The 16,679-nt window shown below is 51.3% G+C and carries 12 protein-coding genes; 3 read left to right on the forward strand and 9 right to left on the reverse strand.

Translation table 11 applies throughout. The annotated features are described in order from the left end of the window. Positions 1 to 198 precede the first annotated feature (198 nt). Positions 199 to 696, forward strand: a complete 498-nt coding sequence (locus HBA93_RS16370) for a peptide deformylase (RefSeq protein ID WP_221723966.1) — start codon at positions 199 to 201, stop codon at positions 694 to 696. Between the two features lie 59 nt (positions 697 to 755). Here HBA93_RS16370 and HBA93_RS16375 read toward each other — a convergent pair whose 3' ends face one another. From HBA93_RS16375 to HBA93_RS16385, 3 genes are all read right to left on the reverse strand, one after another. Next, the gene (locus tag HBA93_RS16375; RefSeq protein WP_221723967.1) at positions 756 to 2,378 is read right to left on the reverse strand and encodes an ABC-F family ATP-binding cassette domain-containing protein; all 1,623 of its coding nucleotides are present in this window, start codon (positions 2,376 to 2,378) and stop codon (positions 756 to 758) included. Positions 2,379 to 2,465: 87 nt separating this feature from the next. Next, entirely contained in the window at positions 2,466 to 2,756 is a 291-nt protein-coding gene (locus HBA93_RS16380) for a hypothetical protein (RefSeq protein WP_221723968.1), read from the reverse strand. Between the two features lie 283 nt (positions 2,757 to 3,039). Continuing rightward, complete coding sequence (locus HBA93_RS16385; RefSeq protein ID WP_286201996.1) at positions 3,040 to 6,678, reverse strand: autotransporter outer membrane beta-barrel domain-containing protein; 3,639 nt, start codon at positions 6,676 to 6,678, stop codon at positions 3,040 to 3,042. A 156-nt stretch (positions 6,679 to 6,834) separates the two neighbouring features. Here HBA93_RS16385 and HBA93_RS16390 point away from each other — a divergent pair, with 156 nt between their 5' ends. Further along, on the forward strand, positions 6,835 to 7,650 hold the full coding sequence (locus HBA93_RS16390; protein ID WP_121994265.1) for a DeoR/GlpR family DNA-binding transcription regulator: 816 nt from the start codon (positions 6,835 to 6,837) through the stop codon (positions 7,648 to 7,650). Between the two features lie 30 nt (positions 7,651 to 7,680). Here the strand turns inward: HBA93_RS16390 and HBA93_RS16395 are convergent, their stop codons facing one another. The 5 genes from HBA93_RS16395 to HBA93_RS16415 all read right to left on the reverse strand — a co-directional run bounded on the left by HBA93_RS16395 (position 7,681) and on the right by HBA93_RS16415 (position 13,923). Further along, the gene (locus HBA93_RS16395) at positions 7,681 to 8,616 is read right to left on the reverse strand and encodes a diguanylate cyclase (RefSeq protein ID WP_221723969.1); all 936 of its coding nucleotides are present in this window, start codon (positions 8,614 to 8,616) and stop codon (positions 7,681 to 7,683) included. 2 nt (positions 8,617 to 8,618) lie between these two features. Continuing rightward, a complete protein-coding gene (locus tag HBA93_RS16400; protein ID WP_221723970.1) occupies positions 8,619 to 11,468 on the reverse strand; it encodes a hybrid sensor histidine kinase/response regulator in 2,850 nt (949 codons plus the stop codon). Continuing rightward, on the reverse strand, positions 11,465 to 11,818 hold the full coding sequence (locus HBA93_RS16405) for a hypothetical protein (RefSeq protein WP_121994268.1): 354 nt from the start codon (positions 11,816 to 11,818) through the stop codon (positions 11,465 to 11,467). Before HBA93_RS16405 ends, HBA93_RS16400 begins: the two co-directional genes overlap by 4 nt. A gap of 138 nt (positions 11,819 to 11,956) precedes the next feature. Beyond that, the gene (locus tag HBA93_RS16410) at positions 11,957 to 13,552 is read right to left on the reverse strand and encodes an N-acyl-D-amino-acid deacylase family protein (protein WP_221723971.1); all 1,596 of its coding nucleotides are present in this window, start codon (positions 13,550 to 13,552) and stop codon (positions 11,957 to 11,959) included. A 26-nt stretch (positions 13,553 to 13,578) separates the two neighbouring features. Further along, entirely contained in the window at positions 13,579 to 13,923 is a 345-nt protein-coding gene (locus HBA93_RS16415; RefSeq protein ID WP_113945964.1) for a RidA family protein, read from the reverse strand. Positions 13,924 to 14,034: 111 nt separating this feature from the next. Between HBA93_RS16415 and HBA93_RS16420 the strand changes: the two genes are divergently transcribed. Then, positions 14,035 to 14,823, forward strand: coding sequence for an IclR family transcriptional regulator (locus HBA93_RS16420; protein ID WP_221723972.1), 789 nt, complete (start codon positions 14,035 to 14,037; stop codon positions 14,821 to 14,823). A 32-nt stretch (positions 14,824 to 14,855) separates the two neighbouring features. On the opposite strand, the gene HBA93_RS16425 is transcribed toward HBA93_RS16420, so the two are convergent. Beyond that, on the reverse strand, positions 14,856 to 16,679 hold the full coding sequence (locus HBA93_RS16425; protein ID WP_221723973.1) for an ABC transporter ATP-binding protein: 1,824 nt from the start codon (positions 16,677 to 16,679) through the stop codon (positions 14,856 to 14,858).

Here is a 16,679-nt window from a genome sequence, read left to right on the forward strand (position 1 = left end):
CCGCCAAAATTAATTGGCGGCGTTTTTGTCATTTATGATTCCCGTGAAACATTTTATGCGCTCAGCAAAGCTTCCACAGCAGCGCCAATAGCCAGAATTTTACGAGTCGCAGCAGAACTGTCCAAAAAACCGCTTTTACAGTAATGAGGGATCGTAACTTTATATACATAGCCCACACTCAGTGAGACAAAGCCCGTTATGACTCTTCGCCCTATCATTGCCTATCCGGATTCGCGTCTGCGCGAGATTGCTGAACCTGTCGCGCAATTTGATGCGTCTTTGCGTGAACTCGCCAATGATCTGCTGGAAACAATGCGCGCAGCTCCGGGGATTGGAATCACTGCATCTCATATCGGCGTAGCGAAACGCATTACAGTTCTGGAGCTTTCGCCCGATGCAGGCGTGAAAATCTACATCAATCCCGAAATCATCTGGGCCTCTAAAGAAATAATCCGTCATCAGGAAGGCAGTGTTTCTATGCCGGGCGTTGCGGATGAAGTTGAACGCCACGCTGCCGTGCATGTCCGCTATCAGGATCTGGACGGCAAAGAACATATAGAAGAGTCGGAAGGCTTACTTGCCGTATGCCATCAACACGAGATTGACCAAATGAACGGTATTTTTTGGATTCAACGTCTGTCGCGACTGAAACGGGATCGCCTGATTAAGCGCTTTGAAAAATTGCAGCGCCGCTAAATATATATACTATTATATAAAGTCGCCTCCCGAAGATCACTTCGGGAGGCGTATTCATTTTAATTATGCAGACCCGGTGCTTCCTGCCCCGTGCTTTCCACATATTCTGTATAGCCGCCACCATATTGATGAATACCATCCGGCGTCAGTTCCAGAACGCGATTTGAAAGCGCTGACAGGAAATGTCTGTCATGCGAAACAAACAGCATTGTGCCTTCATAGGCAGCCAGTGCTTTAATCAGCATTTCTTTGGTATCGAGATCAAGGTGGTTGGTTGGCTCGTCCAGAACAAGGAAGTTCGGCGGATCAAATAACATCGCCGCCATAACCAGACGTGCCTTTTCACCACCGGAAAGCACACGGCATTTCTTTTCGATATCGTCACCGGAAAAACCGAAGCAACCGGCAAGAGCCCGCAGAGGTGCCTGCCCTGCTTTTGGAAAACGCTGTTCCAACCATTCCAGAATAGTGCTGTCGCCTTCCAGAATATCCATAGCATGCTGAGCGAAGTAACCGAGCTTTACGCTGGCACCGAGCGTTACAATACCATTATCGGCCTCTGTTGTACCGGTGACCAGCTTAAGCAAAGTCGATTTTCCTGCGCCATTCACACCCATAATGCACCAGCGCTCACGACGACGGATCATAAAATCCAGCCCGTCATAGATTGTGCGGCTGCCATAGGCTTTATGGACACCTTTGAGATTGACCACATCTTCACCGGAGCGCGGCGGCGTTGCAAATTCGAAAGCCACAGTCTGACGACGACGCGGCGGTTCTACGCGGTCAATCTTTTCCAGTTTTTTCACGCGACTCTGCACCTGTGAGGCATGGGACGCCCGTGCTTTGAAGCGTTCAATAAATTTGATTTCTTTGGCAAGCATTGCCTGCTGGCGCTCGAACTGTGCCTGCTGATGTTTTTCATTCAGGGCACGCTGGCCTTCGTAGAAAACATAGTCGCCGGAATAGGTCGTGAGATTACCGCCGTCGATTTCAATAATCTTGGAGACAATGCGGTTCATGAATTCACGGTCATGCGACGTCATCAGCAAAGCGCCGTCATAAGTCTTCAGGAAATTCTCAAGCCAGATCAGGCTTTCAAGATCAAGATGGTTGGACGGCTCATCAAGCAGCATCACATCAGGGCGCATCAGCAGAATACGCGCCAAGGCCACGCGCATTTTCCAGCCGCCGGACAATTTACCGACATCGCCGTCCATCATCTCCTGAGAAAAACTCAAACCTGCAAGCACTTCACGCGCACGACCATCCAGTCCGTAACCGTCGAGTTCCTCATAGCGCGCCTGCACTTCACCATAGCGCTCAATGATCGCATCCATCTCGTCCATACGATCCGGATCGCACATTGCAGCTTCAAGTTCACGCAACTCTGCAGCTACGATGCTGACAGGGCCAGCACCATCCATGACTTCCGCAACGGCCGTACGCCCGCCCATTTCACCGACATTCTGATCAAAATAGCCGATCGTCACGCCTTTCTCGACCGTAACCTGTCCCTCATCCGGCTGTTCTTCGCCGGTAATCATACGAAACAGAGTGGTTTTACCGGCACCATTCGGCCCGACGAGACCGATTTTCTCGCCACGGTTCAAAGCAGCAGATGCTTCGATAAACAGAATGCGATGGCTGTTGGACTTACTGATATTGTCAATGCGGATCATGAAACAGGAGGCCTTGTGATTATGCGCCCTCCTATGCCACGCCTTAAGCGCGCTGTCACCTCATGCAAATACAAGTGCGGTGCTGTTTTACCGGATCGTCCGCAGAGCCATCTGTAAAATAAACCGGATCGCCAGTAGAGCCGGCACCAGAATAGCGGCAAACCAACCACCGATTTCCAACGCCCAGAACCAGAGCTGATGACCTTCTATACGAGTGAGAGTTCCGTCATCGTCAAAATACGGATCGAGTGAGAGTATCCATAAAGCGAGCACATAAGCAAAAATCTGCCCGACCAGCACAACGAGGGTAATCGGTCGTATTTTCACAACAGACCGGAAACGCAGCACATCAGCAAGTCCGCAGAGACATGCTGCCAATAATGTCACCGGAAATATAAAAAGCATAATCATTAGAGAATACCGCGTGAGTGCAGAGCAACGCAGCCATGCCATGCATTATCCTCTGGAACAAGACTAGAGCGTGTCGCGTTTAACCTCGCCCATGATGCTCGCTCTTGGATCCTTCTAATTGTCGCATGCTCGCGGACGCACCATGATCCCATTTTGCTGCGACGTGCTTTAGTCATTCCCGCCTAAAAATAAACAACCGCCCGCTTGTTTCAGACAAGCGGGCGGTTTGGTTCTTTCAAATCATTTCAGATCAGAATTTGATTCCAAGTTTGGCATTCACAGAATTACTCTGAAAGCCTGACCCGAACTGACCGCGATAGCTGATACCGAATGTTGCCTGCTCACTGGCCTTAATATCAAAACCAGCCTGAACCAGCGCTGTATCCTCTGCCACAGGAATACCGGAAATATCGAAAGCAGAACCCGTTGCAAAAGATGCACGGCTGGCCGGATCTGTATCGGCAAATGCATGCTGCCAGCCCAACATACCATTCAACTCAGTTTTGACATTGCCAAACATCATCTCTGTTGCTCCGCGAATACCAAGCGTTGTGAACACGGTGCTCATTCTGTCGCCGTCAACGGTCAAGGCAGCCTGCCCGCCTGTTTCGGTAAAACTATCCGTCTTCACAGAAACATAGGACAGATTGGCGAAAGGTTCGAAGACCGCATTACCGGTTTGCAATTTATGGCTGAGTTCACCGAAGGCCTGTACCGTGCCTGCATTATAATCCGCGGTGAGTTTATCCGAGAAATCAGCGAACCGGATCGAGCGGCTGGTATCCACCGAGTGCCAGCTATAGGCCAGACCGGCGCTCAGAGCAGTATTGCCCCATTGCGTACCGCCGTAAATGCCGAGATGATAATTATCGCTCTCCCCGGATGAAGCACGGCCATCAACATCAAAACTGGTGCGGCTGTAACCGGCCAATGCACCAAGGCGTGCATTTGCAGAAACCTCCGCATCATAGCCGGCAAAGATACCGCCGGTTGTCTGGCTGAGTTTTGCGGCATTGCCGTCTGAAGAATTCTCAGCCCATGTACCCAAGCTCTGCACCCACAAAGCAGCAGGCGCATCTTTGGCTGAGACAACCTGTGCGTCTTTTTGGGCATTGGTATCGCCGAAGGCAGACCGGAGACGATCCTGTGCCGTATTACGCAGATCGCTGCTTGTATTCATCAGAGCCGTTTTAGCGGACGCATGAATTTCACCTGTCAGCATATCAAAGGCAGCTAAAGCCTGCTCTTTGCTTTCCAGCCCGACCACTGCATCATAAACAGCATTACCACTCGCCAGAGACTCAACAGAAATTGCGACGGCACGTTGATTATCCGTCTCACCAATATCGTTAAATGCCACCTGATTGCGAAGCACATCCAGATAGACCGCTTTCGGATCGTAAATCAGCCCGAGATCAATGAACGGCATATTCTGGCTCAGACTAGCAAAAGTACCATTCACACCGCCATCCGCTGTAAGAATAGTATAGCGGCTCCCCGGCATATAGGAACCGCCCGCCTTGTCGACATAAACACGGGCACCATCAATCATTGCCGCACCGGAAACCTGAACCAGATCAGAGGTACCATCCGTGTTGATTTCCGCGTGATACAGCGAGCCGGCGTCCATCACCAAATCGCCGGATGTTTTGAGCGTACCAATAGAATTGCCGGGCCTCAGAACAGCATCCGCCGCAATATGAATACCTCCGAGTGTTCCTGAACCGGCAAGAAATGCGCCATTACTGACTTTGATAATACCATTTACCGATGCATCACTATGATCGGCATCACCAACGATCAAACCACCGCCATTGACTGTGGTCGTTCCCTGATAGCTGTTTTTACCATTCAGCACCAAAATACCGGTACCGTTTTTAGTCAGATCACCATTGCCGTCAATGATTCCGTCAAAGCGGGTATTCAGCGTCTGATTAATTTCCAGCGCAGCAGAATTCAAATCCAGACTGCCGCCTTTACCGGACAGGGAAGATGCCTTCAGATCATGACCATTGAGATCAAGCTTACCGCCATTCACAACAAGCGTTGTGTTATCAACCAGCGCACCGGCAACACCTGCTTTCAGAGTTCCCTGCTCTAAAAATGTACCGCCCTGATGGCTATTTGCCTGCCCCAAAACAAGGGTGCCTTCACCCTGCTTAACGAGGCCACCGCTGCCGCTAATCTCCTGTTTCACCAGCACTTCATTTTGCCCATCAGCCACATCAATGCGTCCGGCACCATTCAGAATAAGTTTGCGATCCAGCGCTTTCATAGCCTGACCGGCAATTTTCAATCCGCCATCAGCCAGATAAAGATCGGCTTTTGCGCTGCCTAAGGCAGCATCTTCATCGACAATGACCGTACCGCCATCCGTCACCAGCGTCTGGCCGATAAATTCATGATTATCGATACAATAATCTTTCACAGCCTGCGCAAAACGTGCATCCGTTGTCTGACAATTGAGCAGTGTCTGTTTTTCTTCCTGCGTCAGATTCTTAAGAATCGGCTTCCCGTTTTCGTCTGCAACCTGACCAAGGTAAACATCATTCCGGTTATTGTTGCGTGTCAGGAAAAATTCTTTGCCTTTGGCTTCAAAACCGGATGCACCGGCTCCCCAAACCAGACGGGTTTTCACAACATCACCGTCTTTATAGTTCTCAAGTTTAGGTCCGACCCAGCGCAACTCTTGTGCAACCGGATCATGGTCCGACAGTGAATTACCATTTGGCAACAATGCCGGTTTGGAAAGTGTGCCGGACCATTGACCGTTATCAACAATCTCAACCCATTTCGCGAAAGGACGGGAAACCAGAATATGATCAATATTCACACGATCCCAGCTCGGCCATGTATTGGTAGATTCTTCGCCGTCACTGGTCCAGGTCGCACGTTCATCACCGACTTCGCTCGGCTTAAACTGTTCACGGTTCCGCTCAAGCTGAATCAACTGATGTTGCTGTTTCAGAATATTCATTGTCACCGGAAGATTATTGTCTACCGGATATGCCTCTCCGACAAAACCAATATCCTTGCCAGCCTTATAGGCGACCTCCAAGGCAGTGCCCCATGACACCCATGACAAGTCATCAATATTTTTGTCCGGATAATGAGCCTGAATAATCGGACGCCATTTGGATTCATCTGCGCGTGCCAGATATTCTGCGGAGAGCGTTTTATAAAAGGCACTCGTGGCACTTTTCATCAGACGCAGTTGCGCATCCACGCTCAGCAGACCGCGCTCGGAAATATCACCGGCATTCAGATCACCGAGCAATATTGTTGGCATCAAGGTTGATTGTGCCAGCTTGTTGGCATCTTTTGCCTGAGTAATACGGCCAGATGAAGTATCCGCGTAATTGAAATGGCGACCCGCAATAACCGTATCAGGGAAGCCATTACCCGGTTTCATAACAACCGTATTCGCTGCCAGATATTCTGCCTCACCGCCGGTGAAAACCATCCCGTCGCCCTCACGGGAGCCATGATCTTTGATTTTTTCAAATGCACCCAGCTTGTCTGATTTTTCATTCAGCAAATCCAGGGTGTTTTTCACATGAGCTTTAACAACCGTCGTATCGCCGAATGGCCTGCCGCTATTGTTGTAAAGTTCCGGCATAACCAGCACATCAGGCGCCACCCCCCGCAGCAAATCCTGCATGGTCTTGTTATAAATCAGCTGACCATTCTTCTTTGCTTCAGCATCCCACATCTTGGAATTAACGCCGTTATTCCAGATATTAAAAGCCATTACTGTCAGCGAAAAACTTTGCGCTTTTGCCGGTTCTGCCTGTGCATTTGTCCCCAGTGCAGCCAGCAAAAATACACTCGCTACCCCGGCCCCTAATTTATGCTTATGCCCTGCGACCGACCGCTGCTGTTTCATCATATCACCCCGATAGTAAGATCTGAGACACAAAATGTCATTTTCATTACATTAGATGAGTCATATGTCAGTTTTTATACAATTCGGATGATTGTCAAAAAATCATTTTCTTGACGCATTATTTTTTTTGTCCGACATACATAGAGTACAGGGGGCGCTATGCGATTTGACAATTCGGCATCAACCGGCGGCAATAAAAAAGACAATCGTCAGGCGTTTCTGCTGCAATATATCGAGCAAAACCACTATATTTCGCTCGAAGAGATCGCGCATCTCTGCTCGGTAACAATGCAGACCGCACGGCGTGATATCATGGCGCTGGAAACCACAGGCAAGGTTCGCCGTATTCATGGCGGCGCAACGATTGCAGCTCCGATGGATGCCGGAACCTATCGTCAGAGGCGTCTGGATCAGGCCGCAGAAAAACAGGCTATTGCTGCCTTTGTAGCCGATTACATTCCCGACAATACAACGATTTTCATTGATACAGGTACAACCTGTGAAGCCGTTGCCGGCGCTTTGATTAAAAACAGACAGGGCTTGCGTATTGTCACCTATAGTCTGCGCGTTGCATCACTCATCAGCGAGAATTCCGATTTCGCGCTGGCTATTCCGGGTGGCTTTGTACGCGCAGTAGATGGCGGTATCTTTCAGGAAGACACGCCCGATTTCATCAATCGTTTCAAATTCGACTATGCGGTGATTTCTGTCAGCGGTATCGATGATGACGGCGACCTGTGTGACGATGACCGCACTGAAGTTGCAGCAGTGTCCAAGGCACTCGGCCAATCCAGACACAAATTACTGGCCGTTGACAGCAGCAAATTCGGCAAACGCGCACTTGTGAAACTCGGTGCGCTGAATATTGTTGATGCTATGATTACCGATAAGGCACCGGCACCACATATTCTTGCGAAAATACAGCAGCATAATCTTCAGTTGCATCTGTGCGAGGTCGCTGACCGGCAAAGCTGAGCATGCCGGCCGCAATTCAATAACCGCTGATTATTCAGAAATCAGACCAATTTCCTGCGCATTGAAAACAGAGCTGAAAATTTCATTCCGTCCGGCGCGTTTACTCAGATAAAGCTGACGATCAGCATGTGCCATCCATTGGGATGCAGACATTTCCGGCAAACAACACGCCGAGGCAACGCCGATACTGACAGTAACACAAGGGGCAACCGTAGATCCCGGATGCGGAATTCTTAACGAACTGACCTGTTCCTGTATTTCTCTGGCCACCTGTACCGCCGCGTCGTGATCCCGCCCCGGCAAGACGCAGACAAACTCCTCACCGCCATAACGCGCCGCCACATCTGTCGCCAGATGCACTGCGCGCGTGAGAGCCGCCGCAACCATCGCCAGACAACGGTCACCGGCCGGATGACCGAATGTATCATTGAACAGTTTGAAGAAGTCGATATCAACCATGATAACCGACAGCCAGTCACCTGTACGTGCCAGTTTCGTAGTTTCTGCCGCCAGTGTCTGCTCCAGATGACGGCGGTTACTTAAACCTGTCAAAGCATCTGTGACAGCCATTTGCGCCAGCTGATCACGCAAACGTTTCAGCTCAACGTGATTGGCCACGCGCGCCAGCAAAATGACCGGCTGAATAGGCTTGGTCACATAGTCAATTGCACCGGCAGATAAACCGCGCACTTCCGCATCCTGATCATTCAGGCCGGTTGTAAAAATCACAGGAATATCCGCAAGCATGCGATCTTTTTTCAGACGCTGGCAAACTTCATACCCGTCAATTCCCGGCATCAGTACATCGAGCAGAATAAGGTCCGGTAACACCGTCTGTGCAACTTTTAATGCTTCCTCGCCTGAAGTCGCAAAACATACTTCATAATCGTCCTCGAGTACTGCACTCATAATCTCAATATTTGAGATTTCATCATCCACAATAAGGATGACTGCACGGTCTGTCATAATTACTCTCCGATACGCTCAGTGCCCGGTGAAGCTTGCAAAACATCAGCAAATTCCACATCCAGCAATGTGAGAGCACGATTATAGTCAAGATTGTCGAGAGCGATCTTCACCGGATGAACCTGCATCGTGTCAGGTGTCATACCGAGTGTAATCGCCAACTTTTCAAAACTGCTGCGTGCCTTCAGACTTCTGCGCTCCAGAAGCCCGCGGAAAACCAGAATCTCCGCCTGAATATTGACCGGATCAGCTTGTCCTGCCGGAACCGGCTTATTATCATCTTCTGTTGTAGTTACAAGACTCTTAGCTGCTTTTATTGCCGGTTTCAGCACCTGTTCCAATTCAGCAATCAATATATTCGCCGCAACCACATCGCCTTGTGCCAAAGCAGCTTCAGTCTTGGCAGACTGCTCATAAACTTCTGCAAGTTCCAGCGATCCCGCCACACCTTTCAGCGTATGGGCACTGCGCCGTGCATCATCCAAGGCACCGCGGCCGATCAGCTCGTTGAGCTCTTCCGGCGTTGCAGCAAATCTCTGCCCGAAATCGATAATCAGCTTACGTAGTAACGACGTCTTACCATTCATGCGTGCCAGCGCCTTGGTAAGATCGAACGGTGGCAGGCTTTCCGGAAGATCACTTACAGGCTTCATTGCGACCGGTGCGGGATCTGCAGCCGGATGTGAAACTTCCTTACTGCGCGGCTTCAGCCACCGGTCAAGTGTACGTACCAGTAGAAACGGATCAACCGGTTTGGCCACATGATCATCCATACCGGCAGCAAAACATTTCTGCCGTTCTTCTTCATAGGCGTGGGCGGTCATGGCAATAATCGGCAATTGCTCTGCAGTCCATTTCTTGCGGATCTGCAACGTCGCTTCAATACCGTCCATTTCCGGCATCTGAATATCCATCAAAATGCCGTCATAAGGCAGCGTATCCTTAAGAACGAGATCACAGGCAATACGGCCGTTTTCAGCAACATCGACCACCAATCCGGCATCCTGCAGCAGTTCAACAGCGATCTCACGGTTAATCATACTGTCCTCAGCCAGCAGAACTTTCAGGCCGCGCAAATGTTCGGCCACCATCGGAATAGCCTGTCCGATTTCCGCATGCGGTGCATCTGCCGCTGTTTCACGGACAAACAAGCCGGTAATCGTATCAAGAAGCACATTCGGGACAATCGGCTTGGTCAGGAAGGCCGCAATACCGGAACGCTCGGTTTCAGCGCGGAAATCCTCATTACCATAAGCAGTCACCATCACCACATAGGGCAGCGGGGAAAGATTTTCGTTACGATGAAGCGCCTGTACTGTTTGCAGACCGTCCATGCCGGGCATTTTCCAGTCCAGAACCACCAGATCATAAGGTTGTCCGGCTTTGCACGCACTTTCAAGCGCGCCCAGAACTTCCTCACCGGATGCGACAAGATCAATATTCAGGCCCCATGCATTAAAGACATCATGGAAAATCTCGCGCGAAGCCGGATTATCGTCAGCCACAAGCACACGCAGACCCGCAATCTCTGCCGAAGCGATGCGCTCCGGCTCAGTCTGCATTTCACCAATGGCCATATTGACGGTAAAGGTAAAAGTACTGCCCACTCCCGGTATGCTTTCCACGCCGATTGTGCCGCCCATCTGTTCAACAATTTGCTTGCTGATAACAAGCCCAAGTCCGGTTCCGCCAAAGCGGCGTGTCATAGAACTGTCGGCCTGCGTGAAAGAATTAAACAGCAAAGCCTGCTGTTCCGGTGCCATGCCGATACCCTGATCACGAACCGATATCCGCAGTTTAACACCCGCATCCTGCTGCTCTTCAGCATCAACCGCGACTGTAACAGCTCCTTTTTCGCTGAACTTCACCGCATTGCTGACGAGATTGAGCAGCACCTGATTCAGGCGCAATTCATCGCCGACCAGAACTGCAGGCACATTATTCTGAATAACAGTCTCAATGCTGACACCCTTATTCTCCGCATTAATTGCTGCCAGATTAAGTTGACTCTGCAATGAAGAGCGTAAATTGAACGGACGTGTTTCGAGAGAAAGCTTACCTGCCTCATTCTTGGAAAAATCGAGAATATCATTGATCAGCCGCAGCAGAGCCGTGCTCGCATTACTGATTTTCGACACATATTCTTTTTGGCGCAAATCCAGATCTGTACGCAGCACCAGATGACAAAAACCAAGAATGGCATTCATCGGCGTACGGATTTCATGGCTCATATTGGCAAGGAACATGCTCTTCGATTTGCTTGCAGCTTCCGCCTCAAGAGTGCGTTGTTCCAGCGCCGCATTTTTGGCAATGATTTCATCGCGCATAGCATTAATGCGATTAAAACAATCGACAAGCATATCGCCGAACCACACCAGAACCGCAGCCTGAAACGCAACAATCACTGCATGAAGCAGAACACGCTTGATATCCCCGCCCTCAGGAAACACCGCCGCAGGCATCAGATAATCCAGCGTTAAATGATGCAGAGCCACAGCAGAGGCAGCAAAAAGTACAGCCCTCCGGTCACACCACGCCACAGTCAGCGCCAGCATAGCAAAGAAATACATATGCATGTCCATTTGCCAAAGCTGACCGCTCATAAAATACAGCAGCAATGCCGGTTGCCCCATAAGGGCAACACCGGAAATATAGCGCGTTACCGGAGCAATACCCGAACGCAGCCATGATAAATGATAGGCTCCGGCCAGTACCACACCTGCCAAGGCCGCGCCGACCGGCGAATGACCGGTAACATAAGCAACCAGCGCCAGTAGCGGGACATGCAGCCAGAATAAAATCACCAAAAACCGGCCAAACCGGCTGCGAAGGTCGTCAAGTTCTAGGATCATGCGGCTGTCGTCCGTTCCTGAATGGCATAACAACCACCAGGCAGCAGTGGTTCAAAAACCAACCACTCACCGGCACTGTAAAGCCTGTTTGGGAAATCTTTATTTTCGGAATAAACTGTAATCAGGCTGGATGAAGCATTGATAGAAATAATCGCGCCGTCAGCTGCCTGAATGGAACTGATAACAGAGGTCAGTGTACGCCACGGGGCAACCATAACGATATATTGGTCATCTTTGCCCGTCGGCTTGAGAAAAGCCACGGCAATACCGCCAAGCAACAGAACCAGCAATGCAATCGCTGGCATAAGATCGCGGATATGAAATCGCCGATCACCGGCCTGCCCGTTCATGACATTATTCCTGCTTCAAATATTACTGATATTAGCAGGATTAATATCGTTTTCCGGTAAATACCGCCTTAAGATTTTATGAACGTCACAACAAGACAAGCCACCACATGCTCAAATCAGGCATGAAGACAGAAACAATCAGCGTCGCAACACTATTCCGCCTCTGATACCAGTCGGCTTGCCTTGTGCAATCACGGCCTGTCCGTTGACAAAAACATGGTTGATACCGGAAGGCATTTGCGTGGAGTTTTCAAAAGTCGCGTGATCGGTGATTGCATCTTCAAACAGCACCAGATCAGCAGCCATTGCAGGACGTAACAGGCCGCGGTCATGCAGAGAAAAACGCTGCGCAGCAACAGACGTCATCCGGCGCACTGCATCTTCAAGCGGAAACCATTTTTTCTCCCGCCGCAAAGGACCGGCAATACGCGGGAACGTACCAAAAGCACGCGGATGCGGCTTGGATCCGGGGCGCGGTAAGCCGTCAGACCCCGCCATAAACAACCGGTTGCAACAAGCTGCATGAAGGTCACTTTCATCAAGCTGAAACAGGATAATTCCTGTCTGCCCGTCATCCTCTTCAACAAAACGCACCAGCAGATCGAAAGGCGTGGTGCCAAGTGTAAAGGCAGCTTCACGCATGGTCTGCCCTTCCAGATGTTTCAGCGCCTCAATGCCGATTGCTGAAAGCCGCACATTCTCCCAGCCAATCAGCGAAATTTTGCTCTGACCGTGATAATTATCCCCGCCATGTTCCACCCAATGCGCCAGTTTCTGCCGCCATGCTGTATCCTGCAGGCGCGCTTTCAAAGCCGGCAAACCACCATCCATCACCGCTGCCGGTAACAGCTGTAATATCCATGTACTACCTGCCGGATAGGGATACATATCAAAGCTGATATCCACACCGTCAGACCGCAGACTTTCCAGATAGTCGATCACCGCCGGTACATTGCCCCAGTTCGGCCGTCCCGCCGACTGCAGATGTGATAACAACCCTGCGGCACCGGACAGGCGCACAGCCTCACCGAACTCTTCAGTCGCCTGCATCAGCCCTGCTTCATAGGAACGGATATGCGCAGCAAGCACCCCGCCGAAACCGGCGACAACTTTTCCAAGCGCCACCAGTTCTTCAATCTCAGCAAAAGCACTTGGCGGGTAAACCAGCCCCAGAGACAGACCTGCCGCCCCCTGCGCCATTTGCACTTCGAGTAACCGGCACATCGCTGCAAGCTCGTTCTCTGTTGCGGGTCGTCTGTCATGCCCCATTACTGCCAGCCGCAAAGCCGCATGGCCGACAAGCGAGATCAGATTGAGGGCAATCCCCTCTCCTTCCAGCGCCTGATAATATCCCGAGAAATCATCAAAAATCTCATCAGATCGCGTTTCCCCGAGAAGACCGGAGAAATGCTGACGCAGATATTCGCGGGACTGTTCTGCTGCCGGATAGAGCGAGAAAGAGCAATTGCCGACCACAATACTGGTCACCCCTTGCATGGCCTTTTCCGGCCTGTCCCGTTCGCGCAAAAAGATCAGATCATCATGACAATGGGCATCGATAAATCCGGGGCTGAGATAACGCTCATCCGCGTCAATAATCTGCACATCGCTATTTGCTTTCAGACCTCTGCCGATTTGCCGGATCAGTCCGTCATTCAACAAAACATCGCCGCGATACCAAGGCGCGCCGGTGCCATCAATGATACGGGCATTGCGAATGAGCGTTTGTGTCATATCCGGCTCCGGCACTTCATTGAGCATTAAAGGGCAGCAACTGCTGTCATTTCAACCCGCAGATCAGGATCAGCAAGGCGCGCTTCCACACAGGCACGAGCCGGCGGATTTTCCGGATCGATCCATGCATCATAGACCGAATTCATCGCATCAAAATCAACAATTGCCGGAAGAAACACATTCACGGCCAGCAATTTGGAACGGTCGGTTCCCGCCTGCTGCAAAAGCTGGTCAATCTTCCCCAAAACATCACGGGTCTGCTCTTCAATGGAAGCCTTGCGGTTTTCAGCCACCTGACCGGCAATATGCACCATGCCGCCATAGCTCACGGCCTGACTCATCCGGCTGCCTTTTTGATAACGCATAATCATACCCGTATTTCCTTCTGTCATCGTCACTTCTGATTGTAAACTTCTGCTTGCCTGTATGTTAAAATCCAATATAACAGACATAATAACATTATAGCGCTCATCGGAGGCAGCATGTCAGACAACACCGCAACCGCTCCGGTCACGCCCAAAGAAGACAGCAGCAAACGTGCGCGCGGTCTGGATCGTGCCTTTGAGATACTGGATTTTCTGCGCAACAAACGTGAGCCGCTGAAACCCAATGAAATTGCTGCGCAGATCGGCGCTCCGCGTTCCTCGGTTTACGAGCTGGTCAACCTGTTGCTGCGCAATGGTATTCTCGAATTTACCGGCGGCGACGGTCGTGTGTTTCTCGGACGCAAACTCTATTTCCTCGGCGCGGCCTATGAAGATCATTTTGACTTCATGCGCGCCTGCGATGCCGCGCTGGAACGTATTGCCGAACAGACCCGTGAAACAGCGCAATATTGCGTGCTCGACGGCAATAAATATACCGTTGCCCGTATGAAAGAAGGCGTGCGCCCGTTCCGTATTTCCTCGGATGTCGGCCATTCCGTGCCTATTCCGTGGACAGCTTCCGGTCGCCTTCTGGTCGCCCATCTCAGCGATGAAGAAATTACCAGTTTCATTCCCCCTGCCGATTTCCAAATGCCCAATGGTAGCTGGCTTGATCCGGCAGAATTTATTGCGCAGGTGCGTGAAGCCGACAGAACCGGTCAATTTACCTTCAACAGCACGGTCGATAATTTCACTCACTGTTTTGCTGTGCCTATGCGTGATGCGCAAGGTATTACCACCGCTACACTGTGCCTTGTCGCTCCCCGCGATGACGGGTTGAAGAACCATGCTTTCTATCTGCATTGCCTCAAGCAAGCAGCGCAGGCGCTCAGCGGCAAACGCTGACAGGAAGAAGCACATTTGTTTCACCGGACGTATCATTGGAATATGAAATGCCCTTCTGATACTTCGCGCACCTGCCGCTCGACCGGTACATAATCCGGTGCACGAACAGGGCTGTGCAATTCATCAGCAATCTGCCCGCGCCGCATACCGCGTCGTGCGGGATCCGGCACCGGAACGGCAGCCATCAGCTTTTTCGTATAAGGATGCTGCGGGTTTTCAAACACCGCTGCACGCGGCCCGATCTCAACAATCTCGCCCAGATACATCACCGCAACGCGGTGGCTGAGACGTTCCACCACCGCCATATCGTGCGAGATAAACAGAAAAGACAGGTTGAGACTGGATTGCAGATCAAGCATCAGATTGATGACCTGCGCCTTGATAGACACATCGAGCGCGGAAACAGACTCATCGGCAACGATAAGTTTCGGATCAAGCGCCAAAGCACGGGCAATACAAATACGCTGACGCTGCCCGCCGGAAAATTCATGCGGAAAGCGAGACGCCATATCCGCTTTCAACCCCACACGCTCCAGAAGATCGGACACACGCTCCCGCGCCTGTTGTTTTGTACCGAGCTTGTGCTCCAGAAACGGCTCCGCAATCGACGCCCCTACCCGCATACGCGGATTGAGACTGGCATAGGGATCCTGAAAAATCATCTGCATGGTACGGCGCAGACCTTGCAGCTCATGCCCTGCCATCGCCATCACATCCTGCCCGTTGACCATAACGGAACCGCTTTGCGGCTCTATCAGTCGCATGATTGAGCGGCCGGTCGTCGATTTACCGCAACCGGACTCGCCCACCAGTGACAGCGTCTCCCCCGGCTGCAACGAGAAAGAAACATTCTCCACCGCATGAACACGCCCTGCCAGTTTCCCGAATAGTCCGCTATGAATGGTAAAGCGTGTCGTCAGCCCTTTCACATCCAGAACCGGCGGCACGTCCTGCGCCACAGTATCAGCAGCTTCTACCGGCGGCAGTGCCGTGCCGGTTCGGATATCAACGACGGGAAAACGCAGCGGGCGCGCACGTCCGGTCATCGAACCAAGTGCAGGCACGGCCGAGAGCAAAGCCTGCGTATAAGGATGTTTTGCCTGATGGAAAATCTCAGCCGTATCGCCGGTTTCCACCGCATCACCATGATACATCACCACCGTGCGATCAGCGATTTCTGCAACCACGCCCATATCATGGGTGATGAACAGTACCGAAGTGCCTTCCTCCTCCTGCAGGGTTTTAATCAGGTCGAGAATCTGCCCCTGAATAGTCACATCCAGCGCTGTAGTCGGCTCGTCGGCAATCAGCAGTTTCGGGCGGGTGACCAGCGCCATAGCGATCATCACACGCTGGCGCATACCGCCGGAGAAACGATGCGGATATTCATTGAACCGGCTTGCGGCAGAAGGAATGCGTACTTTTTCCATCAGTCGCAGGGCTTCAGCCTTGGCCTCTGCCTTGCTCATATTGCGGTGGCATAGCAGGGCTTCACAAATCTGATCTCCCACCGTGTAAAGCGGGTTGAGCGACGTCATCGGCTCCTGAAAGATCATCGCGACATCATTGCCGCGTATTTTTTGCATTTCCTGCTCGGACAGTTGCAAGATATCTTTGCCGGCAAGCAGAATATTCCCTTCAATCCGGCTGGTATCCGGCTGCAACAATCGCATCACCGAAAGAGACGTTACACTTTTTCCGGAACCGGACTCCCCGACCAGCGCCACAGTTTCTCCTGCACCGACATCAAAGGAGATGTTTTTCACAACCGGTCGCCAGCCATCCTCACCGAGAAAAGACGTGGTGAGATTTTGCACGCGGAGCACAGGCTGTTTGTCTGATAAATGGCTCATCAT

This window comes from Ochrobactrum sp. SFR4, assembly GCF_019730395.1.
GTDB lineage: Bacteria > Pseudomonadota > Alphaproteobacteria > Rhizobiales > Rhizobiaceae > Pseudochrobactrum.